Origin of the sequence: Motilimonas pumila, from assembly GCF_003596335.1 — a bacterium.
Taxonomy (GTDB): Bacteria; Pseudomonadota; Gammaproteobacteria; order Enterobacterales; family CBDFNC01; genus Motilimonas; species Motilimonas pumila.
In genome coordinates, this window is the sequence record NZ_QZCH01000001.1 from 540,847 (window position 1) to 565,684 (window position 24,838).

Annotated in this window: 24 protein-coding genes; 4 read left to right on the forward strand and 20 right to left on the reverse strand. The window is 42.7% G+C overall.

The window, feature by feature from the left end; translation table 11 throughout:
- Positions 1–82: 82 nt before the first annotated feature.
- The 12 genes from D1Z90_RS02470 to gspC all read right to left on the reverse strand — a co-directional run bounded on the left by D1Z90_RS02470 (position 83) and on the right by gspC (position 11,507).
- Entirely contained in the window at positions 83–832 is a 750-nt protein-coding gene (locus D1Z90_RS02470; RefSeq protein WP_119909136.1) for a type II secretion system protein N, read from the reverse strand.
- Positions 829–1,302, reverse strand: a complete 474-nt coding sequence (locus D1Z90_RS02475; RefSeq protein ID WP_119909137.1) for a type II secretion system protein M — start codon at positions 1,300–1,302, stop codon at positions 829–831. Before D1Z90_RS02475 ends, D1Z90_RS02470 begins: the two co-directional genes overlap by 4 nt.
- Complete coding sequence (gene gspL, locus D1Z90_RS02480) at positions 1,299–2,498, reverse strand: type II secretion system protein GspL (RefSeq protein ID WP_158587033.1); 1,200 nt, start codon at positions 2,496–2,498, stop codon at positions 1,299–1,301. Before gspL ends, D1Z90_RS02475 begins: the two co-directional genes overlap by 4 nt.
- Complete coding sequence (gspK, locus tag D1Z90_RS02485; protein ID WP_119909139.1) at positions 2,495–3,472, reverse strand: type II secretion system minor pseudopilin GspK; 978 nt, start codon at positions 3,470–3,472, stop codon at positions 2,495–2,497. Before gspK ends, gspL begins: the two co-directional genes overlap by 4 nt.
- Positions 3,472–4,221 (reverse strand): type II secretion system minor pseudopilin GspJ, encoded by a 750-nt coding sequence (gspJ, locus tag D1Z90_RS02490; protein ID WP_119909140.1) that lies wholly within the window; start codon positions 4,219–4,221, stop codon positions 3,472–3,474. Before gspJ ends, gspK begins: the two co-directional genes overlap by 1 nt.
- On the reverse strand, positions 4,208–4,576 hold the full coding sequence (gene gspI / locus D1Z90_RS02495; RefSeq protein WP_232525181.1) for a type II secretion system minor pseudopilin GspI: 369 nt from the start codon (positions 4,574–4,576) through the stop codon (positions 4,208–4,210). Before gspI ends, gspJ begins: the two co-directional genes overlap by 14 nt.
- Positions 4,573–5,151: a type II secretion system minor pseudopilin GspH gene (gspH, locus tag D1Z90_RS02500; RefSeq protein WP_119909141.1), complete on the reverse strand. Its 579-nt coding sequence runs from the start codon at positions 5,149–5,151 to the stop codon at positions 4,573–4,575. Before gspH ends, gspI begins: the two co-directional genes overlap by 4 nt.
- Before the next feature lie 9 nt (positions 5,152–5,160).
- Positions 5,161–5,592, reverse strand: a complete 432-nt coding sequence (gene gspG / locus D1Z90_RS02505) for a type II secretion system major pseudopilin GspG (RefSeq protein ID WP_119909142.1) — start codon at positions 5,590–5,592, stop codon at positions 5,161–5,163.
- Positions 5,593–5,677: 85 nt separating this feature from the next.
- Positions 5,678–6,901, reverse strand: coding sequence for a type II secretion system inner membrane protein GspF (gspF, locus tag D1Z90_RS02510; protein ID WP_119909143.1), 1,224 nt, complete (start codon positions 6,899–6,901; stop codon positions 5,678–5,680).
- Positions 6,902–6,903: 2 nt separating this feature from the next.
- Complete coding sequence (gene gspE, locus D1Z90_RS02515) at positions 6,904–8,433, reverse strand: type II secretion system ATPase GspE (RefSeq protein ID WP_119909144.1); 1,530 nt, start codon at positions 8,431–8,433, stop codon at positions 6,904–6,906.
- Positions 8,433–10,580, reverse strand: a complete 2,148-nt coding sequence (gene gspD, locus D1Z90_RS02520; RefSeq protein ID WP_119909145.1) for a type II secretion system secretin GspD — start codon at positions 10,578–10,580, stop codon at positions 8,433–8,435. The genes gspE and gspD overlap by 1 nt, the downstream gene beginning before the upstream one ends.
- A 27-nt stretch (positions 10,581–10,607) precedes the next feature.
- On the reverse strand, positions 10,608–11,507 hold the full coding sequence (gspC, locus tag D1Z90_RS02525) for a type II secretion system protein GspC (RefSeq protein ID WP_119909146.1): 900 nt from the start codon (positions 11,505–11,507) through the stop codon (positions 10,608–10,610).
- Between the two features lie 309 nt (positions 11,508–11,816).
- On the opposite strand from gspC, the gene hslR reads away from it, so the two are divergent.
- The 4 genes from hslR to D1Z90_RS02545 all read left to right on the forward strand — a co-directional run bounded on the left by hslR (position 11,817) and on the right by D1Z90_RS02545 (position 17,165).
- On the forward strand, positions 11,817–12,215 hold the full coding sequence (gene hslR, locus D1Z90_RS02530; RefSeq protein WP_119909147.1) for a ribosome-associated heat shock protein Hsp15: 399 nt from the start codon (positions 11,817–11,819) through the stop codon (positions 12,213–12,215).
- 18 nt (positions 12,216–12,233) lie between these two features.
- A complete protein-coding gene (hslO, locus tag D1Z90_RS02535) occupies positions 12,234–13,124 on the forward strand; it encodes an Hsp33 family molecular chaperone HslO (protein ID WP_119909148.1) in 891 nt (296 codons plus the stop codon).
- Between the two features lie 146 nt (positions 13,125–13,270).
- Entirely contained in the window at positions 13,271–14,899 is a 1,629-nt protein-coding gene (gene pckA / locus D1Z90_RS02540) for a phosphoenolpyruvate carboxykinase (ATP) (RefSeq protein ID WP_119909149.1), read from the forward strand.
- Positions 14,900–15,077: 178 nt separating this feature from the next.
- On the forward strand, positions 15,078–17,165 hold the full coding sequence (locus tag D1Z90_RS02545; RefSeq protein WP_119909150.1) for a heparin lyase I family protein: 2,088 nt from the start codon (positions 15,078–15,080) through the stop codon (positions 17,163–17,165).
- 10 nt (positions 17,166–17,175) lie between these two features.
- On the opposite strand, the gene D1Z90_RS02550 is transcribed toward D1Z90_RS02545, so the two are convergent.
- The 8 genes from D1Z90_RS02550 to D1Z90_RS02585 all read right to left on the reverse strand — a co-directional run bounded on the left by D1Z90_RS02550 (position 17,176) and on the right by D1Z90_RS02585 (position 24,787).
- Positions 17,176–17,520 carry a VanZ family protein gene (locus D1Z90_RS02550; RefSeq protein WP_119909151.1) on the reverse strand — a complete coding sequence of 115 codons (345 nt, stop codon included), beginning with the start codon at positions 17,518–17,520 and terminating at the stop codon, positions 17,176–17,178.
- Between the two features lie 80 nt (positions 17,521–17,600).
- The gene (locus tag D1Z90_RS02555; RefSeq protein ID WP_119909152.1) at positions 17,601–18,329 is read right to left on the reverse strand and encodes a WecB/TagA/CpsF family glycosyltransferase; all 729 of its coding nucleotides are present in this window, start codon (positions 18,327–18,329) and stop codon (positions 17,601–17,603) included.
- The gene (locus tag D1Z90_RS02560) at positions 18,326–19,501 is read right to left on the reverse strand and encodes a prenyltransferase/squalene oxidase repeat-containing protein (RefSeq protein ID WP_119909153.1); all 1,176 of its coding nucleotides are present in this window, start codon (positions 19,499–19,501) and stop codon (positions 18,326–18,328) included. Before D1Z90_RS02560 ends, D1Z90_RS02555 begins: the two co-directional genes overlap by 4 nt.
- Positions 19,501–20,574 carry a glycosyltransferase family 4 protein gene (locus D1Z90_RS02565; RefSeq protein WP_119909203.1) on the reverse strand — a complete coding sequence of 358 codons (1,074 nt, stop codon included), beginning with the start codon at positions 20,572–20,574 and terminating at the stop codon, positions 19,501–19,503. The genes D1Z90_RS02560 and D1Z90_RS02565 overlap by 1 nt, the downstream gene beginning before the upstream one ends.
- Position 20,575: 1 nt before the next feature.
- On the reverse strand, positions 20,576–21,913 hold the full coding sequence (locus D1Z90_RS02570) for a phenylacetate--CoA ligase family protein (protein ID WP_119909154.1): 1,338 nt from the start codon (positions 21,911–21,913) through the stop codon (positions 20,576–20,578).
- Positions 21,914–21,929: 16 nt separating this feature from the next.
- Complete coding sequence (locus D1Z90_RS02575; RefSeq protein WP_119909155.1) at positions 21,930–22,433, reverse strand: serine O-acetyltransferase; 504 nt, start codon at positions 22,431–22,433, stop codon at positions 21,930–21,932.
- Positions 22,434–22,444: 11 nt separating this feature from the next.
- Positions 22,445–23,521 (reverse strand): glycosyltransferase family 4 protein, encoded by a 1,077-nt coding sequence (locus D1Z90_RS02580; protein WP_119909156.1) that lies wholly within the window; start codon positions 23,519–23,521, stop codon positions 22,445–22,447.
- A 12-nt stretch (positions 23,522–23,533) separates the two neighbouring features.
- The gene (locus tag D1Z90_RS02585; protein ID WP_147378722.1) at positions 23,534–24,787 is read right to left on the reverse strand and encodes a phenylacetate--CoA ligase family protein; all 1,254 of its coding nucleotides are present in this window, start codon (positions 24,785–24,787) and stop codon (positions 23,534–23,536) included.
- Positions 24,788–24,838: the final 51 nt, after the last annotated feature.

A 24,838-nucleotide genomic window follows, 5' to 3' on the forward strand; every position in this document is an offset into this window, starting at 1 on the left:
GCCAGTTTAATAAAGACAAAAAAAACGCCGCGTTCATCGCGGCGTTGGTATAGGGTAAGCGTTGCATTTTTTATCGCTTTGCTTAACCCTTAATCGTATTGAGTTTAATCAAGAAGCTGCCAGTTTTGGTTTTCTCACCAATAAACGGTAAGCCTTGAGCAATCTTTGGATCTAAGCTTTTGCCTGGCGTTAACTCACCTTCTACACGGTACTGCGCAACATCAGCCAAAAAAGCCTTGGCATTCAAATTTAAGTGGTCTGATTTTTGATCGATAATGCCCGTTAAACCGCCTTGGTCACAACCTAGCTTAACTTTTGGATCGCCCAAAGCAATTTGCCCCATCGGCCCTTTAACATCAGCGTCTGTCCAAAATAAAACGCCGTCTAAATCGCTGCAGAAAGGCGTGCCTTGAGACGCGGAATGCAAGGTTAAATCCAGCATGCCAGAAGCTTTGATTGGCATAGGTAAAGTGATGTATTTCATTGCTTTGCTAGCCGGCATAGTGATATTAAGATCGCTGGCAGATGCCCCACTTAAACCGTAACTGACGCCGCCTTCTCCGGCAATGCCTTGTCTGCTGCCAAACTTAACGTCTGCTGCCAAAGAGCCCCAAAACAAATTAAACGGTTTGATCTGCCACTCTAAGCCGTCAATGGTCTCACCGCGAATAAACGCGCTGCTGGCTCGCCCTTGCCAAATAGAACCAGATACATTGGATAACTTGACGCCAGAGGACTCAGGCAAAAACTGCAGTGCAAAGCTTGCCGGCATTTTCACCACGAGAAACACCAAGTAGGCGACAATACACATTAGGATAAGTTTAATTTTCATCCCGCGGCTCCTAAGTGCAATTTACGCACTTTCACTGTGCCCGGCGCATCGCCCGTAGCTAAGTCAGTATTAATGACCTTGACCCCGTAACGGCTGCTTAACTGATCTAACCAATGTAACAGCTTATTGAACTCGATATTGTCAATCCACACTTCCAAATCTTTGCCCTTAGGCTGGATCCGGCTGAGGGTGATACTGGCATTACGTGCGCTTTGTCCCACCACCTGATTCAAGTTGACGTTGCCACTCGGGCGACGGTTTTGCGCTTTTGACTCTGCCACTTTCTGGCCGTTCGCTTTCATCCAAGTTAACGTTTTTTGATGATTGGCAACTTTCTTTTCCATCAAGGCTACTTCTTCACTCATCGGAGCGTAAAGGCCCCAGTAAAGCCCCGCAGCAAGCAACACGATGGCTGAGATAATCGCCAGGGCTTGCTCCCTAGGTGCAAGCTCGTTCCATTTCTCCATCATCCTTTACCCCCTATGGTCAAAGTGCCTGTGACCATGCTGCCTTTATTGCTCATCGCGCCTTGTTTGACGGTGAAACTATCTGGAATAGAAGCTTGAAACGTTTCAAAGTCAGAATAATTCTTCGCTTGAACTTGTAGCCTTAATTCAGCTTTATTGGCGTCAAAGCGCAGTGACACAGGCTTAAAGTTAGGAACTTTTTTAAATGCGGGCCTAACTTGATCTAACATGCTTAAAAAGCTTAACTGATCAGAACCGCCGCCCAAGTTATTTAAATGGCGTTTAAATGAAGCTTTAATACGTGCGGAGCGAATACTCTTCTCTTCTGGAAATAGCTGCACATAGACCTGTTTAATTTGCGCTTGTAAGGCTTTTTCTTCTGCTTTGAGTTGTTGCAACTGGAGAAAGTTAATTACTAACGCCAGCACTAAACAGGCTGCTAGAGCAATACCTGTATTGCGCCACAATCCCCAGTTACGAGAAGATTCTTTTTGCGGCTTGTAATCACCAGTAAGGATGTTTAGCTTGCTACTTAGCGCACCTTGAGCAAGCAACTGCATTGGCAGCTCAATCTGGCCTTGGCGCCATTCGCCTGCGACATTGGCTGGAAGATCAGAGTGCGCAACGATTTCTTGCGATTCATCTTCTGGTAACAACTTGCCCAAAATAAGTGGTAACAAACCATCATCGGCGCTAAAGCCGGTGTATTCATCTTGGCGAATTAACCACTCATCCTCTAACTTAACGCTGCTCCATTGTCCTTCTTCGGTTGGCAATGTAAGCACGTCAGGGATAAATTGACGACAATTCAGCTCAGCTTGATCCAGCCAATCTAACCACTTGGCCATTTTGACATGTTCGACAATAGCCAAGTGCGCAAAGCCATTGTCCACCGCCAATATTGAGAAATGCAATTGGTCAACATCAGTCGCTAGCTCTTCTTCCAACATATAAGGAATGGCTTGCTGAAATTGGCGCGTCACTTTACCGGGCACTTCGACCTTAGTCAGTAACACGTCATTACTTGGCACCAAGATTAAAACAGGGCGACCACCGACTTTTTCATGCAACTGCTCTAGCTGCTTAGCACTGGGCAATACACCCGATGCTATAATTTCATGTTCGCTTGTAGACCACACTAACCAACTAACAGGGTGATTGGCTTCACTGCCTAAGCGAATGACTAATCGTTCACTCACTGAACGCCTCCATATTGACGCCTTAGCGTCACAACTTCTTGTTTTGTAGCTCTAAATAAAGCCTGTAGTGCCACTTGGGTAGCGTCAAACTCAGCCACCCCTTGCAGTTCAAAATACTGGCTTTTTACATCCACTTGTTTCTTTATCTCATCGGGGAAATCGATGCCAGCTAAAGATGAAGCGGCAAAGAAATCCTCTTTCGTCGACCAACCGTTTTGCGGTCGCTCGTCCAATAAGCCTTGTGCTTGCTCAGCACTTAAACGAGGCGTAAACATGGCTTGGAAAATAGCCGGTTGCTCTGGCGACACCGTGTTCACATTTAAAATCCAATCTTTGTCTGGTACTACGCATAAATATGGGCTTACTCTGTCATAAACTCCGGCGCTTACGGCTTGAATCGCGCGAAACTCAGACACATGGGCCATGGCGGCGTTGGCGGCCAAGTGAGGCACGCCCCGCGCTTCGTAAAAACTGTCCTCAGCCCCTTGACTGCTCACCACTTGGTCATTTTTATCAACCCAGTCTCGCACTGAATCCGTGATTTGCTCAGCGTAGTAGCCTTCCACTCCTAGGGTTTCTAATAAGGCTTGAAATTGCTGTGCTACCAATGCCTTATTGCCGTCTGTTTTATCTTCCACGTCCAGCGCATTGAGATTAAAACAGCTTTGCATGTCGGTGATTTTTCCCGATATGTTGCCGCCATCCAACGGAAAGCTCATGCCTGAGGTCGCCCATGCTTGGCTTAAGCTCACGACGTCATCATCGTTTAACGTACTTTTGAGCGTCATGCCCACAAAAGCTTCCGCAGCTTGACCGTACCAATAAGCTTTTTGACTTAACACTTGTCCTTCTGTGCGCATCAAACCAATTTGCAAACGCGAAGTCATATTCGTCGCGACGATGACCATCACCGCTAAAATCAGCAGTACTGTGATTAATGCAACTCCAGACTGTTTTGTTTTAAACTGCTGCATTAGCGCCTTCCTAGGCTTCCCCCGCCGGTACCATTGTTACCACCAGAAGAGTCGTTGCCATCGTTATTCTCTGAGCCCCCGTTTTCTTCATCAGGATCTTCAACCCGAGATGGATCATCAGGTACTTGGGGCTTCTCTTTCACAATACTGCCCACAGGGGTTAAGAATAAACGGCTAATCTTACCGTACTTCTCAAGCTCTAGCTCAAACGCTACGCCTGCAGGTAAAGTGTCTTTTTCGGTCCACGTTTCTTGCCAACTGCTTTTCCAATAACGCAGCTTTAAGCTATTAACGCCTTCAATCAACACCTGAGATTCCGGTTCTTGACCAGAAATGCTGTCAGGGTATAAAAAGTACAAACGCTCTAGCTTGTCTTCTCTGACGCGATACGCCACCCGTAATAAATTAGAGCGTGGCAACTGGCCTTTCGGGTTCGACCAGCCCAAACGAACAAAATCTATGCCATCAGATTCTGATTCAGCGATGTATTTACCCGCCCGGATCACGCTTTCTCCTGGGCCACCGCCATTGCGTATGGTTCGTGCAACCATCTGCGTCATGTCTTTTTCGATGATCAGCATGGCTCGTTGTAGCTGTTTAATATCATCGCTGTGGTTACGCGACAGCTCATCACTGCGCATTACCCCTTGTAATACTTGGTATGCCGCCATACTCAACACTGAAAAAACAGCGATGGCGATCATTATCTCTAATAAGGTAAAACCTTTGGCTGGTTTAACGGGCAACATAGGTTCTAATTTCAGTCACGTAAGACTCAAAGTCTTCGTCCTGCCCTACTTGTATGTCTAATGCTTTAAAAGCAGGATCCCCTGTTTCTACGCCATGCCATTGCCAATACCAGTCTTGCCCGGCCATTTCTGATTTGCCCTTTATCCAAGTGCCTGAAGGCCATTTTTTTTCTAGCTTAAGTTGCACCAGCTGATTACTGGCAACCCAAGTAGCAAATGTCTTTTCCTGTAGATAGCTCAAGCTACGTACGTGCTCACTGGCTGTATTCATAATTGCTAAACCAGCCGCAGCAAATACCGCCAGCGCAACCATCACTTCCAATAAAGTCATACCCGTTTGCTTAGCGAGTCTCATGCGTCTTCCTCATCTTGCTCAAGGATCTGCAAAGCACCCGTCACTTTTACATCTACGTCTAACCACAGTTCTTTATCTTCAGCGGACTGAAAACGCAGTTTAAAAGGCGTTACTTCACCGCTAGACATAATATAAAGCTGCGGCTCTATCACCTCTTCGTCTTCATCAAATGCACTTTCTGGCTCGTCAAATAACTCTTCTTGCTCGTCTTTTTGATCCCAAGCGAAGCCAGATAGGGTGAGCTCTAATTGCATTTCTTCAGGTAATTCTACTTTGGTATTAAACTTGCCTCTTGGTAATGGCTGCCATTTTTTGCTTTTCGGCTCGTAAAATACAAACTCGTATGTGCGTTTATCGACCAAAATACCCAGCTCACGACTGGTCATTAAGGCTTGATCATTCAGTAACTCAACAAATGAACTGAACCTTTGCGCTTCGTGTTTCAGTTCCTTATAACCGCCGTTACTCGGCAGGGTCATCACAACCGCGCTGGAGGCTAAGCCCATAAGCACGATCACCAACATAATTTCTAGTAGGGTAAAACCCGCTGCTTGTGTGATTGGTGAACGTGCCATAGCGTCAACTTACTTATCCATGTTCCAGTTACCAATGTCATCATCAGTACCTTCTTCACCGTCAGGGCCAGGAGAGAAGATATCGATTTTGCCATTTTCACCAGGACTGGTTAACAGGTAATCATTACCCCATGGGTCTTCTGGTAAACGTTTGATGTAACCGTCTTCACGATAGTTACGCGGCTCAGGGGAACCGTCCGGCTTGTTTACTAAAGCTTCTAGACCTTGATCCGTTGATGGGTAGCGACCATTATCTAACTTGTACATATCCAATGAATTTTCTAATGCAATAATGTCAGATTTTACTTTCTGCTCATCGGCCTTTTCTTTATTACCCAGTAAGTTTGGTACTACCATTGCTGAAAGTACGCCCAAAATCACGATAACAACCATGACTTCAAGTAAGGTAAAACCTTGTTGCTTGTTAGACTTAATTTTCATTAAGTTATCCTCTTAAATAACCTGTAAACAGGTGTTGCCCATATAAAAAAACGTAATTCGATTACGATATAAACGCTTAAAACAATTAACCGCCAACCATGTTATTCAGTGCTAGCATAGGTTGCAAGATAGCGGCGACAATAAACAATACCACCCCCGCCATTGTGACTACTAGCGCAGGCTCAAACACCCCTAATGCCACGTTTACTTGTGCTTCAAATTGCTTATCTTGGTTGTCTGCCGCGCGCTCTAACATGGCATCCAACTCCCCGCTTCGCTCACCACTGGCTATCATGTGTAGCATCATAGGTGGAAACAGCTTCGTATTCGTCAAGGCAGCGCCTAAGCTGGTACCTTCACGCACAAAGTCGGTAGCTTCGCCCACTTTTTCCCGTGCAAATAAGTTGCTGAGCACTTCACCAGATATTTGCATGCCCTCTAGCAAGGGCACCGCGCTGGCGTTCAAAATACTCAACGTACGGGCAAATCGAGCGGTATTTTGTTCTTTACTTACTTTGCCCACAACAGGTACCGTCAGTAATAAACGATCAAATTTGAGCTGATTCTTTTCACTGCGAAGGTATTGCTTTAAACCGATAATGCCGCCAATAACAGCAATGACGATAAACAAACCAAAGTCGCGTAAGAAGTCACTGCTGGCGATCAAGAACTGAGTCGAGCCTGGAAGTTCTTGACCCATGTGCTCGAATTGTCCAACAACTTGCGGCACAACAGACGTCAGTAGAATGGATACCACGCCAACCGCTACTAAGGTCAACATGATGGGGTAAATCAGCGCTTGCATCATTTTGCTGCGCATTTGTTGCTGTTGCTCGGTGTAATCCGCTAGTCGGTCGAGCACTTTTTCAAGGTGACCGGATTTTTCACCGGCGGCCACCATGGCGCAAAAAAGATCATCAAAAATATGGGGGAATTCACGCATACTATCGGCTAAGGTGTAGCCTTCTAAAACACGTCCGCGAACGGCCAATACCATGGATTTCAGCTTAGGTTTGTCGGTTTGCTCCCCAACTGCTTTTAAGCTTTCTTCAATTGGCATAGAAGAAGCGACCAGCGTCGACAACTGACGCGTGATAAGCGCTAACTCAGACGTAGAGATTTTTTGTTTGAATGAAAAACCGCGACTTTTGCCGCCTGATTTAACCTTTTCAGCGCTGGCTGAGACTTCAATTGGCGTTAAGCCGCGCTCACGTAAAATTTGGCGTACTTGCCTTGGCGTATCAGCTTCTTGGATACCCTTGGTCTGTTTGCCTTTTTTATCTATGGCTTTAAATTCATAAGCTGCCATGGTTAACCTTCCCTTGTCACCCTAAGCACTTCTTCAATGGTGGTCACACCCGCCAACACTTTTGATAAGCCATCACCACGAATACTCGGCGTATGCGCACGAATCGCTTTTTCAATTTGCGGCTCGCTGGCACCTTCATGAATCAGTTCCCGTACTTCGTCATCCATCACCAGTAACTCATAGATACCAGTACGGCCTTTATAACCAGAGTGGTTACACTCTTCACAGCCATTCGCACGAAATACTTGAATATCGTCGTCTTCCGGCAAACCCATCATCGACTTTTCTTTGCGTGTCATATCGTGTGGCTCACGACAAGTAGGACACAGGGTACGCACTAGGCGCTGGGCTAAAACACCCAGTAAACTGGAAGACAGTAAGAAAGGCTCAACGCCCATATCTTGCATCCGCGTGAGGGCACCGATAGCGGTGTTGGTATGCAAGGTAGATAATACTAAGTGACCGGTCAAACTCGCTTGCACCGCGATTTGCGCGGTTTCAAGATCACGGATCTCACCAATCATAACAACATCGGGATCCTGACGTAAAATGGCTCTTAAACCGCGAGCAAAGGTCATGTCTACTTTGTTATTAACTTGCGTTTGACCTATGCCTTCAAGCACGTACTCAATCGGATCTTCTACGGTTAAGATATTACGGTCTTTAGAGTTGATATCAGAAATGCCCGCGTACAAGGTGGTACTTTTACCCGAGCCCGTTGGGCCTGTTACCAAGATAATGCCGTGAGGCTTACGCAACAACCCTTTGATGTTTTCTAGGTTGCGCGTTGTCATGTTCAGCTCAGCTAACTGCTTCACCGCATTTTTATCTAACAGACGTAAAACGACGCGCTCACCATGGCTAGAAGGCATGGTTGAAACACGTACATCTACTGCGCGACCACCGATACGTAAGGCGATGCGACCATCTTGTGGAATACGCTTTTCGGCAATATCCAATTTCGCCATAACCTTGATACGCGATACCAATAACGACGCAAGTTTACGCTGCGGGGTAAGGATTTCACGTAATACGCCATCAATCCGAAAACGAATGACCAGGGACTTCTCAAACGTCTCGATGTGAATGTCCGAGGCGCCTTCTTTAATTGCTTCACTGAGCATGGCATTGATCAGCTTTATGATAGGCGCATCGTCGTCTGATTCTAATAAGTCTTCGTCGCTCGGTAACTCTTCCGCTAGCGCAAAAAAGTCCTCATTGCCTATGTCTTCCATAAGCTGGCGGGCTTCTGACGAGTCACGCTGATACGTTTCGGTTAACGTAGCTTCAAATTTGTCATCCGGCAAAACTTCCACTTGGAAGCTTCCACTGGCTCTGCGACGCACTTCTAGCAAAATGCTAGGGCTAACGCTTTGCTTGCAATAAAGCACGGTACCGGACTCTTCGTTAGCTAACACCACACCATGGGTGTTAGCAAACACAAATGGCAGCAAGCCAGAAGTTACCTCTTCCTCTTCGGTGAGAGGTACTTCATCCGCTAAAGCTGCATCTTCAGTTAGCGGAGTATTCATTAGCGAGCTCCCTGTTGGAAATTACGTGGATCAGGCGTTGGTACTCTTGTCGGTACTGGCGTTGCGATAGGGTTCGCTTGCTGAGTTTCTTCTGCTTTTTCGTTAAACGCTTTTTCCGGCGCGCGGCGGTTCTTACGCGTGAAATCAAATGCTTCAGGGTTTATTTCAGGGCTTTGGCCCCACTCAGGTAACACAGGTACATCAGTGTTTGGCATCAAGTTAACACCGTCTTCTTGCTGGCTCAGTTGCACCGCACGCATCAAGCTGTACTTGCGTGAACTTAGGCTCGCCATCTTGTTACTATCACGAATGATGGTAGGACGAATAAAGATCATCAAATTACGCTTTTTGGTTGAGCTACTGGTCGATTTAAACAAGTTACCTAGGTATGGAATATCACCCAGTAGTGGCACTTTATCGACACTTTCTTGAATACTTTCATCAATCAAGCCGCCAATAACGATGGTATCGCCGCTGTCTGCCAGTACCGTGGTTTTCACAGCACGTGTTGCAAAGGTGATATCAACGCCGGTGTTACCGTTCACGTTAGAAACTTCTTGTTCAATAATCAGCTGCACCGCATCACCTTCGTTGATTTGCGGCGTCACTTTTAACTGAATACCCACTTTCTTACGCTCAATCGTGGTGAATGGGTTGTCGTTGCCTGAACTTGCGGCAGAGCCCGTTTTAACAGGTACTTCGTCACCCACAATAAAGCTGGCTTCTTGGTTATCCAAGGTTGTAATACTTGGCGTTGCTAGGATGTTGGTGCCCGTTGACGAAGCAATGGCTTGTAACACTACGCCCCAATCGTTGCCCACATAACCCACAGCCATCCCGCTGATTTGCTTTAACACACCCGCCAATGCTGATACATCGCCTTTAGTATCAGGGTTTTGGGTAGTCGTACCGTCACTGTTAATGATGGTAGAGCCTTCTTCAGGTCGCGCTTCGTACACACCCGCTGCAATATCCCCCAAAGACGCACCGTTGTTTTGGAACTGGGTACCACCGGCCATTGTGGCCCATTGTACGCTAAGGCCAATACCGTCGCCTTCTGCAACTTCCACGATAATAGCCTCAACCAAAACCTGAGCACGGCGAATATCTAGCTGGCGAATAACATTCTCAAGAGATCCCATGACATCCGGTTGGGCGGTAATAACAATCGCATTGGTGCCTTCATGAGCTTCAATGCTTAGACTGGATTTACTGGTACTCTTAGTTGCCCCTTTGCCGCCAGCCGCTTTGGTTTCTACTTCAATCGACTTACTGACGCCTTTTAATACGTCCACCATTTCTTTAGCTTTGGCGTACTTGAGGTAAAACACACGGGTATTACCGCTGGTTTCTAATTCGCTGTCTAGCTGACGCACGAGTTGTACCGCGCGCTGACGAGCCTTTGGCTCACCACTGATAATGATTGAGTTGGTGCGTTCATCCGCGACCATTCTTGGCTTTAATAAGTTGGGGGTAGTGTTTTTACCGCCTGATGCAGGTTTTTGAATTGATTCCAAAATGCGTACCATTTCACCCGCACTGGCAAAACGTAATTTAACAATATCCACTTCTTCGTCACCGGCTTTATCAACCCGGCGAACAATCTCGACTAAACGATTTACCACCGCTGCGCGGCCCGTAATCATGATCACGTTAGATGGGTCGTAGTGCACCACGTTACCGCCGCCAGCGTTATCGTTTAGCTGGCGTAGCAAGGGCGCTAATTCACGTACCGAAACGTTACGAACGGGGACTACTCGAGTGACCATTTCATCACCCTGACCAGGGTTTTTGCCGTCTACGACCGGAATGGCCGATACTTTTGCGTCTTTCGCTTTAATTATCTTAAGGATGCCATTGTCCATTTTTACAACGGCAAAACCGTACACATCCAGTACGTTTAAAAAGAATTGGTAGTATTGTTCATCATTAAGCAAGTCATAGCTGCGCACATTAATCTTACCGCGTACAGCAGGATCTATAATAATGGTCTTGTTGAGGTTCTTACCTACAATATTGATGAACTCATGAATGTCGGTGCCTTTAAAGCTGGCAGAATACTCAGCAGCAGATAAGTTGGCACTTGCTGCGAGTATAATCCCCGCAAATAAGGCCTTCAATGTACGGCCTTTCCCTGAAAATTTCATAATCCCAAATTACTCCAACTTTTCTTATTATTCCGGCAGACTAAAATATAGCTCGTGCAATTGGCCCGCACGCTCTACCGACAATGTTATATCTGTCATCTGAGGCAATTGTTGCATCAATGCCATCGATTGTTGTAAATCCGTTAAATCTATACCGTTTAAAGCAACGGCAAGATCATTAGGTTGCAATCCAGCAGCTTTAAACAGCTTCGATTTTTTTCCTGGATTGACCCGGTAACCCATTAAAACACCTTGCTTACGAACCGGAGAAATGGCGATATAATCGGTAATTTTACCTGGGTCAGACAATAACTCTTCGCGACTCACACCAACGTCAATCTTTTTACGCTGACTGGCAGGCATCGGGCGACTTAAGTTACGCTTATTGGCTTGAGAAGGTTGGCGCGCAGGTTTCTTATTGTAAGACTCGCCATCGAGCATCAAGGTTTCACGTTTACCGTTGTATTCGATTATCACGCGGTCTTTATATATCTCTTTTAAGACTGCGCCCGTGCGGGCAATCTTAGAACCAATGAAATAGGTGTTTTGTGAACCTCTTTCTTCGATGATTGCGATCGCGTTAGCCGGCACGGTTGATGCCAATAAGCCAGTAAGCTTAAGGTTCAGACGTGTTTTCGGGGCTGGAGTATTGGTGGCTTTTTTGGGCGCGGCTTTTTGTTGGTTAAATACACCAAACATATTTATCGAGCGAAGTGCAGCCACGTCAAATCGTTGGCTCGATTGCGTAGTTCTGACTGGCTCAGGGCGCCATGGGGCGGCTTTTTGCTCAGGCGTTGGCATCAACAACCAAGTCAAATTAGCCATCTGATAACATAGCAGCAACAGCAAAGTCATAAAAGCAATGGAAGAAAGCTTTTGCTGAGGCAAGCTATTTAAACGCTTCAGCGCTTCGGATAACTTATCCATTTACAACATTCCTAATTTAGTACAACACAGCATCCTGCCGATAGCCCGATACTACCGCGAGTAAATACAAAGACTCAAGGTGAATAACTGGGTAATGAGAGATCGCAGGCGAAAAATAAGAAATAATAGCTAAGTTTTCAGTAAAGCTATTGTGATTGAGTGTTTTTGCCGAACCATCTTTAAGATACTTATCAATAACCCGAGTTTAACATGATGTAAAAAACATAAAAGCCCTGGGACATTCAGACTTGATAAAAAGTGAAGAAGACACCATATCTAACCGAAATATTCATACTTAGTTACTAGCTTATGACACAAGAAACAACAGTCAGACTCGATAAGTGGCTTTGGGCCGCTCGCTTCTATAAGACCCGAGGTATGGCTCGAGACATGATCCAAGGCGGGAAAGTGCATTATAATGGCCAGCGCGCAAAACCCAGTAAAGTGGTAGAGGTTGGCGCAACAGTATTACTGCGCCAAGGCAATGAAGAAAAACAAGTTATCATCCAAACCATTAATGATAAACGCCGCGGCGCACCTGAAGCACAACAAATGTACCAAGAGACTGAGTCCAGTATTAAGCGCCGTGCTCAACACGCCGAACTCAGAAAACTGAGTGCGCTCAATGCACCGCACCCAGACAAGCGCCCGGATAAAAAACAGCGCAGAGAATTAATTAAAGCCAAATCACAGCACAACGGTGGTTAACACACCTTGGAGAGCCTAATGAGCCAAACAGATTTACTACATCGCTTTTTATTCGAAGAATACGAAGTACGCGGCGAACTCGTGCAGCTGCAACAAACCTACGCAGACATTCTTCGCAACCACCAATATCCTCCGGCCATCGAGCAACTGATGGGAGAACTGCTGGTCGCCACAAGCCTATTAACCGCTACCATCAAGTTTGATGGCCATATTAATGTACAACTACAAGGTGACGGTGACGTCACTATGGCGACGATTAATGGCGATAACAAACAGGCTCTGCGAGGCGTAGCGCGTTACAAACAAGCGCCGGCAGACGATGCCACATTACAGCAAATGATTGGTAAAGGTTTCTTACTGATCACCATTACGCCGAACGAGGGGGAGCGCTACCAAGGCGTAGTGGAACTGACCGGAGATACTCTGGCGCAATGCCTAGAGAATTATTTTGAGCAATCAGAACAACTTGGCACAAAATTAATCTTAAAAACCGGCCTTGAAAACGGCCAAAAACAAGCGGCTGGTCTATTATTACAAAAGCTACCTGCAGCAAGCGAAAGTCATGAGCAAGATTTTATTCATGTGACGACTTTGGCTGAGACGGTGAAAGCTGAAGAGTTATTTTCATTGGATGCAGAATCGCTACTTTACCGGTTGTACCATCAGGAAAAAGTGCGTTTATTTGAACCACAAAATGTCACGTTTGTTTGTGGCTGTTCACGGAGCAAATGCGAAAGCGCCCTGATATCAGTAGCCAAGGAAGAGTTACTAGACATCATTAAAGAAAAAGGTGAAATCGCCATGGATTGTGAGTATTGCCAAAGCAGTTATCACTTCGACGCTGTTGATGTCGAAGGTTTGTTTACTGCAGAAAACCGGGTGGAAACAGATGAAAATATAAAGCACTAGGAATTTTTCAGCACAGTCATCGTTTTCTGGCTATTTATCCCTACTAAATATATTGGAATTTGATTTGCATCCACTTTTTCTACCTCCAAGGGAGTAGAATGAGAAATAGACAATGCAGCCAATTTAAAGTAGCCAGGAGACATGATATGACAGTTATCGATGCTGAAAAGACTCTATTAAGTGCAACAGACTTAGCGCAATATGGCATTACTGGTGTAGTTGATATTGTTCACAACCCTTCTTACGAGACTTTGTTCAAGGAAGAAACGAAACCAGATTTAACCGGTTTTGAACGAGGTAAGGTAACCGAATCCGGTGCCGTTGCTGTGGACACAGGGATTTTCACAGGTCGCTCTCCGAAAGATAAATACATTGTTAAAGACGAAGTCAGCCAAGACACTATTTGGTGGTCTGACCAAGGCAAAAACGACAATAAACCAATTTCCCCAGCGGTGTGGCAAGATCTTAAGCAGTTAGTTACGAGTGAGCTCTCCAATAAACGCTTATTCGTGGTTGATGCTTTTTGCGGAGCCAACAAAGACTCGCGCTTAGCGGTGCGTTTTATTGTTGAAGTAGCGTGGCAAGCCCACTTTGTTACCAACATGTTCATTCGACCCAGCGCTGAAGAGCTGGAACAGTTTAAACCAGACTTTGTGGTCATGAACGGCTCGAAAACGACCAACCCTAACTGGCAACAGCACGGCCTGAACTCAGAAAATTTCATTGCTTTTAACCTGACCGAAAAAGTGCAAATTATTGGTGGTACTTGGTATGGCGGGGAAATGAAAAAGGGCATGTTTGCCATGATGAACTACCTTTTACCGCTCAGAGGTATGGCATCAATGCACTGTTCTGCCAATGTAGGAGAAACAGGCGACACCGCCATTTTCTTTGGCTTATCAGGGACCGGAAAAACCACGTTATCCACAGACCCTAAACGAGCCTTGATCGGGGATGACGAGCACGGCTGGGACGATGATGGCGTCTTCAATTTTGAAGGAGGCTGTTACGCCAAAACTATTCGCTTGTGCCAAGAGGCTGAACCAGATATTTACAATGCCATAAAACGCGATGCTTTACTGGAAAATGTAACGGTAAATGATGACGCCAGCGTCGATTACGATGACGGCAGCAAAACAGAAAACACTCGGGTCTCCTACCCCATTCACCACATTGCTAACATTGTTAAACCTGTCTCTAAAGCTGGTCACGCCAACAAAGTGATATTTTTAACCGCCGACGCCTTTGGCGTCTTACCGCCGGTTGCCAAATTAACCAAGGCGCAAACTAAATATCATTTTTTGTCAGGCTTTACCGCTAAACTTGCCGGCACTGAGCGCGGTATCACCGAACCTACGCCTACCTTTTCTGCGTGTTTTGGCGCCGCATTCTTAACCTTGCATCCAACCAAATACGGTGAAGAACTCGTTAAACGTATGGAGGCAGCAGGCGCGGAAGCCTACTTGGTAAATACAGGTTGGAATGGCACAGGTAAGCGCATTTCAATTCAAGATACGCGCGGCATCATTGATGATATTTTAGATGGTTCAATCGAATCAGCTGAAACCAAAATTTTGCCTATCTTTAACCTTGAAGTACCGACCTCATTGCCCGGAGTCGCGCAAGAAATTCTAGATCCAAGAGATACCTATGAAGATCCTGCGCAGTGGCAAGCAAAAGCTGAAGACTTGGCTGGCCGCTTCATTGCGAACTTCGAGCAATACACTGATAACGAAGAAGGTAAAGGCTTGATAAGCGCAGGCCCACAACTGTAACTCATCACCCTTAATCAATATAGCAAGCCGGCTTACGCCGGCTTTTTTATGAAAAAATATGTTTATTTAAGTTAAGCATTTCACAACTTGCCACACCAGCCTGAAACCTACTCGCCAAAAGTACTAATACATCTATAATTATTCATATCAGTATAAGAAACTAAAAACAGGGATAAAAATGATTAAAAGCATGAGATTCGCATTCATACTCATCGCTTTCATTTCAGGCTGTAATGATAGCGACTCAAACAACGAAGTAGCAATACCAGACCCAAGCTCTCCGGTGATAGATGAGCTGCCAGCACCCGCTCCCGCTCGCCCAGTTCTTGCAGAAGGTGTGCCAGAACATAACGTCAAAGCACTTAGCTTCGGTTTGATCCCTGATGATCAAAAAGATGATACCGCTGCTATGCTTGAGCTGCTTGCAGGAGTAAGCGAAGGTGACATCGTCTACTTTCCTCCTGGAGAGTATCATTTTGAACAAGAGATCATTTTTGATTCATCTTTTCCTGAAAATGTTACTTTAGTTGGTTCAGATAAAACATTTATCAGCAAGCGAATCGTACCTGAAGAACAACAATTTAACGGCATAGCTCTGTGGCGCTTACAAGGTGTAAAAAAAATGTCGATTGTTAACTTCAGGTTTCGAAATCAAATGCAAAGTGCGGAGTCATTAAATGAATATGATGATGGCATTTCAGTATTCGGTAGTACCAACATAAACATCAGAAGAAATGATTTTTATGGCTTTAAAAATGCTTGTTTAAGGGTGACATCTTCAATCGATGGTGTATTAGCATCAGAAGATGTACATGTATATAGAAATAACTTTTATAATTGTACTTCTGTGACAACACATAATGAAAGTGATCAAGGTATAACAGTTGAAGATATTGAGTTTAGTGAAAACACTTTCAATAATATGGAAGTAGGCCTTGACGTTATATCTCATGGATTGGCGAGAGGTGTTAAAATAGTAAAAAACTCATTCTTCGATGGAAAGTATGAAGGTATAAAGTTAAGTGGGTTTGATAACATCTTAATTAAGTATAACTACTTCAAGGATATAACAGGATACAGTGTTCATATACTTCCTTTCACGTTCACTTCGGAAGAGAGAATTTCTAGCTACATAATTAGAAACAATGTTATGCATAACAACAGATATGGTATACGTTTAAAACCCTTCGATCAAAATTTAGTACCTAACCCTATATCTAATCCGATCTTTAACTTTGAAATTGTCGACAATTACTTTGAGGGAATTTACCACTCATCGGCAGATAATCCTGACCCAACATTTTTCCAAGTTATCAGGGTAAACCCGTACACAAGAGAGATGATTAATAACCTAACATTATTGAATAACACATATTTTCGAATTGCAGAGGAAAAAGGGGGGATCTTTTACGATCAAGAAATGATTGATGATACTGTGATAAACCAGCATTTTTCTGGACAAAGAAATATGCAGAAAGATCTATCAAGTCTACCTTTTGAAGTAATTACAAAAAAACCAGAGTTTAAATCCAAGCCTGCAATACTTAGGGCCATTGACTGGGATTATTACTTCCCATTTCCTCATGAGTATGAAGTGGCGTATCCAGAAGAGGTTGAATACTCAATAAGTAAAATTACTTCTCCGGGTTATTCAAGGAATGGAAAAGCATCCGCGGCCTTTGAGCTTGTCGATATAAATGACCCACTTGTTAACGGATCATATCGAGTAGAAATAAAAGATGATGTAGTCAAAGAAGATAATGCTATTCGCTGGTATGCCTTCTCTATTCGGCTCAGTGGCGATTGGAATTATAGTGATGGAGAAGAGAGTTTATTTCAAGTACATACAGCCCCAAATGATGGAAACTGGGAGCGAAAAATCTCCGTGCCTTATGCTTTGACCACCATATCCGGTAACTTTAGATTTTTTGTATCCGGTAGTAATGAGACTCCTATCCCTTTAGTCAATAAAACCTACTTTCCTCTTGGTGAATATGAGAGGAATAAATGGATTGATTGGATAGTATATGTAAAGCATGACTCGGTTAATGGTGAGTTAAAGGTATGGAAAGATGGAGAGCAAGTCGTTGATTATGAGGGAGCTGTTGGGTATGCAGTAGACTCTACCAATCACTGGACATACCCTAAATGGGGAATATACCGTTGGAGTTGGGCTGAGTACCCGCACATTGAATCAAGAAAGGTATTCATAGATAAAATCAAAGTGGGCAGTGAAGAAGCAAGCTTAGAGATTATGAAGCATTAATTAAATAAGGCTAACCAGACTTAGTTTGGTTAGCCTTGTAAAAGAGCAATACAATAGTCGAAATAAAGACCCCTAATACACTCACCAATGCATCATAAATATCTATTTGTCTCACAGGAAGAAAATGCTGCAATAGCTCATCAAGTATGAAAATGGACATTACCAAAAGGCTGATAAACAAAGAAACTTTATAACTTTTATGTTTATCAAAAAGTAAATTTTGAAATGAGAAATTCAAACTAAATGAGGCAATAAAGTGAAGCACTTTATCACCACCAATCAACCATTGAAACAGGTAGAAGTAGCGTGCACCAATACCGCTAGTCTTGCTGATTGAGAGGGCAAGAAAGAACATTAGTAAACCAATGAAAATGGCACACTTGAGTCTATTACACGACAAATAAATATACCATTCCCTAAAGTAACTATTGAGCATTAGGCTAGTTTTGCTTTTAACAGGTACCATGCAAATTTTGAGTTAGTTACTAGATAGCGTTTCCACATTCTACCCGGCTCTTGAATGACACGGTATAGCCATTCTAATCCCGCTTTTTGCATCCACACAGGAGCCCTTTTAACTTTACCGGCAACAACGTCAAATGTACCTCCCACTCCCATCACAAAGTCAACGCCTAACTCATCTTTCCATTTGTTAATGAAGTTTTCTTTCTTTGGCGATGTTATCGCGACAAAGAGAAGCTTTGCGCCTGAGCTCTTTATTTTCTGAACCAGCGCTTCTTCGTCATCCCAAAAATAACCATCATTATAGCCGGCAATATTAAGGCCTGGATACAAAGACTCTACCGTCGACTTGGTCTTCTCAACCACATCATGTTTTGCGCCAAGTAAAAAAACAGGAAGGTTATTTCCAGCACTCATTTCAAGTAGTCGATGAAATAAGTCTACACCAGAGACGCGCTCGGGAACTTTATGACCAAGCAGTCTTGCTCCCCAAACCACTCCCATACCATCAATATTAATGACATCACACGCCGTTACAGACTCAGCGAGCTGAGGGTCCTTTTTCATATTGACAAGCTTTGCAACATTTACCACAACATGTTGCTGAAACTGACCTGAAAGTGCTTTCTCTTTAATGTAGTGAACCGTCTCATCCATGGTTGCAACATCCATTGGCGAGCCAAGAAATTCTATACGCTTCATGTTTTAATCCTGTAAGTGTTGTAAAAAGCAAACGAGTAATAAACCCAAGCTTGTGTCCAGCGGATATAGTTTATTTTATTATCGAATTTCGCTGTTTTTTGATAACTGAAAGATTTTCGACCTTTATCAAATAGTTCTGAGATCGAAGCATCTATGACTTTATCAATAAACTCAACATCTTCCCGAGTACCGCCAACTTTTAAAAAGGTAAAAATGGCTTGAGATACACAATGCATATCGAGAGGATATTTATTGGTGTTATAATATTTAGCTAAACCTGAGTCTTCGAACAGCTCTTTTCGGTAGTATTCAAGACCAAGCTTTATCGACTTGTCAAAGTCATCAATTTTTAATGCCGTTTTTATGGTATGAAGCGCTTCTAAATTATATCCCGTATGAAATCCGTCAATAAACTGGTGATGATGCCTAGTACCGTAGACCCATGAGCCATCATTCTTTTGAGCGCTTACCGATTGATTTGCTACCTTGATAGCGAGCTCTCTAAACTCATTGTTATTGGTTTCGCTAGCGACAACAGCAAGCCACGCAGCCCCCCATAAGCTAGCGTTATGAACAAATGCCTCTTCTCCTGGAATATACGCAAAAAATTCAAAGTCCTGATTCTTGGTATATAGTGATTTTGTAATAAAGTGCCCGGAGTCAAGAGCAGCATCAATATAGTCTTGGTTATCTAGTGTTTTTCCTAAAGCAAGCAAAGCTTGAGAAACATAGATAGTAGTAATAATATTTGGTTTGCCCTTTGGCACATAAAAAGCCCGAGCATTCCAATCAAAGTGGTATCCCCAACACGAGTGTTCCCATTTCGTCTTATCGCATTGTTGTTGTAATAACCAATCTGCGAGTTCAATCGCAGTATTTAGAGTCTCTTGCTTGGCCTCTACTTTATACTCCTCAAGCAAGCCTAAAATAAATAAGCCAATGCCTTTAGGGTTACGTTTTTTGGGCACGCCAAGTACAGGCCTGAAGTTAATAATACTGCGCTTATGAAGCTGAATCCAAGCTAAACCAAAGAAGCCCTTCTTCATACTTGGAAAAAAATCAAAGACTTTACTATTTAGCCCATCAAATGGATCGTAGCCAGCAAAGCCGTCAGCTTCAGCAGAGCGGTAAATCTCATTAATGATATCGGGTACCTTATCGCTTACCTGCATTATCTTTTTCTCACTTCCTTGTAAATTTCATCCAGCACTGGAAACACAGCCTCTTGACTAAAATGCTTATCGAAACGTGATTTAGCATTACTTGCCAGGGTTTTATTTAACTCTCTATCATTTATGAGTGAAGCAATAGAGCGAGACAATTCAGCTAGATTACCCGCTTCAATTAAGCACCCATCAACGCCATTGGTAATAGCGTCAGGAATACCTCCGACGGTGGTTGCAACTACAGGAATTGAAGAAGACATAGCTTCAAGAACCCCCATAGGAAAACCTTCCCGGTAACTTGGCAAACAATAAACATCGGCGCGGCGTAGCCAATCAACTTTGTCTTTACCACTCACCCAACCGAGGAACTCTACATGGTCAGTTAGACCGAGTTCTTCGACTAATTTCTGATATTTCTCAATATCGCCATCGCCGCCTAAAGCAAGTTTTGCGTTGGCATTAGTTGCTACAACGTCAGCAAAACAGTGAATAAGATCATCAACGCCTTTTGCAGGTCCCAATTTCCCCAGAAATAGCACTAGACCAGGTTCGACACTTTGAGTATCCAAGTTTAAAGAGGGTACAGCATTATAAACCACGTGAACCTTAGCTGGATCTTTCACTATCGTCTTAGCCCAAGTCAACCATTGGGAAGAAAGTACAATAACAGCATCAGCCAAGTTGTACGTTTTACGAATATGAGCTTGCTTTGCAGTTGAAGACTCAGCATAAAACTGTTGAAACTTGCCACCATGTAAATGAATAATTACACGCCCTGATAGTAACTTCACAAGCCTTACAATCAGCGATTTGCGGGTGTAACTGCCTTTCGAAGACATATGAATGTGAACCACCCCTACTTTTCTAAAAGTAAGGGAGAATGCTAATTTAACTAAGCACTTAATATATATAAAAACTCGGTATAAACCACCTAAGCTTTTGCTATTAGTGTGTGAAACATAGTGTCGTACATTCCACTTACTAAAAAATCCACCTTCGTTTAAAACGTTAATCACAGTCGCTACGCCACCCATTTCGTCTTTACCCGTAGCGACCGTAATATTTATTTCATTACTCATCTCATCCCTCAACATTACAGATTGCCAACTTGACTTTACCGTTCCTTGTTTTTGGTATTTCGTTGACAACCGTTACGATTATGTTCATTGATTCCCCTAATCGAGCTTTTGCATTTGCAATTAATTTCGTTTTCTCTACCGCAACAAACAGCGATACATCAGCCACAACCTTAATCTCGATGCTACTTTTGCTCTCTTGTAAGAATTGCCCAGCTATAATGCCTTTTACACCTGCAAAGGTATGGCTCAGAATGAATACCTTCTGGCCACCTTCACTTATGAGAAAGTCATTTACTCTCCCTTCAATTTTATCAATGATGGGAAATACACGACCACATTTACAAGTTTGTTGCTCTGATAAACTTACAAAATCACCTGTTTTATATCTTATTAATGGCGTTAAGTTATTGTTAAAATTAGTTCCAACAATTTCATGTTTACCGTTTTCATGCTCTATTAGTTCGACATGAGAATAATCGGTTAAAATATGATAATTACCGTATTCACAACTGCCGATTGCCGCCACCCGCTCAAACAAACCATACCAGTCAAAGACGGTACACTTGAACCTCTCTTCAACAAGCCTCTTATCTTCGGGACTGAAAGATTCTGACGATGTGATAATTGATTTAAGTTTTCCTTGATAGAAATCATTATTTACTTCAAGGTATTTTGCTAACATGATTATCGATGAGGGATTAGCTTGAATTATATCCACTTGATAATCGACCATAGCATCGAGATAATCTTGAAGCACTTCTTTTTTCATGTGGTAAGAAGAAAGCATTATCATATTCTCAAACCATGAATAACGCCAATATGGGCCTTTTTTTTGAGATAAAGGAACAATAATGTCACCTCGGATCCATGCTCTCTTGTCGCCCGGTTTATAACCAGCCCAGTTTAAGTGCCGACTGACAAAAGCTTGCTCACGTACGACTGAATCCATGCTTTGTTTTATTTTAAGGGGAGAGCCTGTTGTACCACTTGTCGACCCGTTTACTACAACCCCTTTATGGCTTTCATTATTGAATGCAGAACCTAATTCACTGACCAAACTTTTATGAATTATTGGGAAGCTGTTAACATCGTCAACATCTACTCCATCTAGATTCTTATAAAATGGAACATTATCCTTCGCCGAACTTAAAACATCTTTCATTTTTTTTGTAACGAATGAGTCGAGGAAATTCTGGTCTCGTTCATTTTTTTCAATTTCTAAAAGTACAGCTTTTTGCTTTGGCGTCTCGCGTAATTTTTTTCTAACTAAAGCTCTTAACGACAACAGCGTATTTTGCACCAATATAGGTGACTTTTTATATATGGAGAGAGAAAACATGGAATACCTTTCTTTTTTATTTGTTGCGTGTATCTACTAATTCTTTCGCCCAGCGATCATCACCCTTTTCATTGACCAAGATGTCATATTCCAACTCATCTATATGGCCAATAATCTTCGCTGGGATACCAGCGACAATAGCACCATCAGGCACGCTTTTATTTACTACAGCGTTTGCTCCGATAATTGCTTTGTCACCAATTTTCACAGGCCCCATAATGACAGCTCCAGGACCAATAAAAACTTCATTACCAATCTGAGGTACATTACTGTATGGACCTTGACCTACAATTTTTGAACCTATGCCTATACGGCAGCGCTCTCCAATAACCGCTCGATCAATAATAACGACTCCAACACCTTTAACTACAAGGAAAGAACCCTTACCAATTTTAGCCGTGGGGGGAACTTTGGAGTTATAAAGTAAAAAGATTATTAATTGAAAAATCTTTGGTATGAATGGAATCTTTTTGTCGTAAAAAAAACGAGAAATTCGATAAAAAAAGATAGCATTTGGCACAATGTTTTCCTTTATTCTTTATTTATAACGCATGAATACAACTCTTCAAATTTTGGCATAATGACTTCAGGAGAAAAATTCTCATCAAACTTTTTCTTTGCCTGCATGCCTAATTCATAACTCATTTCAGGGTTAGATAATAAACTAATTAATGCAGAAGCTAATCCAGAAATATCTCCAGCTTCTACAAGTAATCCTTCTTTTCCAGACTCAACCGCTTCTGGGATCCCGCCAACACGACTTCCCACTATTGGCATACCTACTGACATTGCTTCTAGAATTCCCATAGGGAAACCTTCGTTATAACTTGGTAAAGTATATATTTGAGCACGAGCAAGAAGATCTAGCTTATCTTGACCTGAAACCCATCCGGTGAATTCGATATTATCAATAACTCTTTTCTCTTTGGCTATTTTTCTGAAAGCATCAATGTCACCATCGCCAGCTAAAATTAACTTAAAGTCTGGTACTTTTTCCTTTATCATTTCACAAGCAGATATTAAATCATAAACTCCTTTTCTTTTTCCAAGTCTTCCAAGAAACAATATACTTCTTGGCTCAACATTATCTTTAATTAACTTGACCCTACTAACAGTGTTGTATATAACGACAACTTTTCTAGGGTCATCCACAATTCCATCAACCCAGCGTTTCCAGCTTTGAGATAAAACAACAACTCTATCGCAATTCGAAAAAACAGACCTAATTCGTTTTTGCTTGTTTAATGATGATTCCTTTTCATAAAACTCAACAAACTCAGATCCATGTAGGTGCAAGACTGTTCTCAGACTCATCCATTTACACATTCTTATAATCACAGACTTACGTGTAAAACTGCCTCTCGATGATAAATGAATATGCACAACACCTACTTGGTAGAATAAAGTACAGAAAAGCAGTTTAATAAGAGCCATGAGAAATATAATAAACCTCTTCGCCCCCCAAAAAGTATGGTCATGAGTATGAGTTCTTATCAACTTTATATTTTGATTCTTAAAGAATTTTTCATTTTCAAAAACTGACAAAACAGTTGCAATCCCACCAGACTCATTAATACCAGTTCCGATTACCAAGTTAATCTTTTTCACTCGAGCCTATCCTTAAAAATCATCAACAGAACAAATTGAATATTTAACTTTTCCACTTTTAGTTCTTGGAATACTACTTACTTTAAAAAATTCAACTTCGAAGCTATTGCCCAACTTAAGTCTTATGTTGGATAAAAATTGATTCTGACTCTCAGCTGTATAATAAGCTTCGTTTATGACAATAAGTACATCGAGTTTACAATAAGACTCTTGGATGAACTGAACAGCAACCAAACCCTCTACATTCGCGTAGAGTTGGCTTACCATAGTTAGGCGAGGACCCGACTCGGTAACTAAGTAGTCTCTTTCACGCCCTATAATTTCATCAATCACGGGATAATGACGTCCACAAGGACATTTTTGGTTTGATTTTTTCACATAGTCATTCGTTTTATATCGTAGAAAAGGGTAAAGAGGGTTATTAAAGTTAGTTCCCACTAACTCATAGCTGCCTTGCTCATTTGCATGGTATTCAACATGACTGTAGTCTGTTAATTGATGGTAACGTCCGTATTCACAGGTACCAATTGCCGCAACCCTTTCAAATAGACCATACCAATCAAACACTTTACATTGGAAAATATCTTCAAGTAGTAACCTATCCCACTGACTGAGTATTTCTGAAGAAGTAATAATTGATTTAACTTTTCCAGGATATTTCATGCCGTTTAGCTTTAAATATTTAGCGATGGCAACGATAGAAGAGGGGTAAGCTTGAATAATATCGCCACCAAAACGCACCATTTGTTTTACATACAGTGGAATATTAGTTTCATCTAGGTGAAAAGATGATAAAAGCAACATATTTTCAAAATATGAATAACGCCAGTACGTCTGCGATTTCTGGTTTAGGGGCACAACCATATCGCCCCTAAGCCACATTCTTTTATCCCCTTTTTGATAGCCAGCCCACTTCAGTTGCCGCCAAACAAAGGCGCTTTCACGAATAACAGATGATAGTGATTGAGGAACTTTTAGTGGAACGCCTGTGGTACCACTGCTAGCACCATCGATAATTAACCCTTTATACTTCCGGTTGAAAAACTCTCCGCCATGTTCGAGATAAATGTCTTTATCCAATAAAGGAAAGTGTTCCAGTAGTTGAGTGGCAGAATCATATTTATCTACATCAATTTTCACTGATTTATAATAATCAATATTTTTCAGTGCACTTGCTGTTACTTGCAATATACGAGTGTCTACATACTTTTCCAAAGCTTGATGATCGAACTCAAGGGCCTCTATCTTCTGTTGTACTTGTTTCATTTTTGAGCCTTCCCGGAGAAAGGCTCGAATACTCCCTCTTGTGCTTAAAAG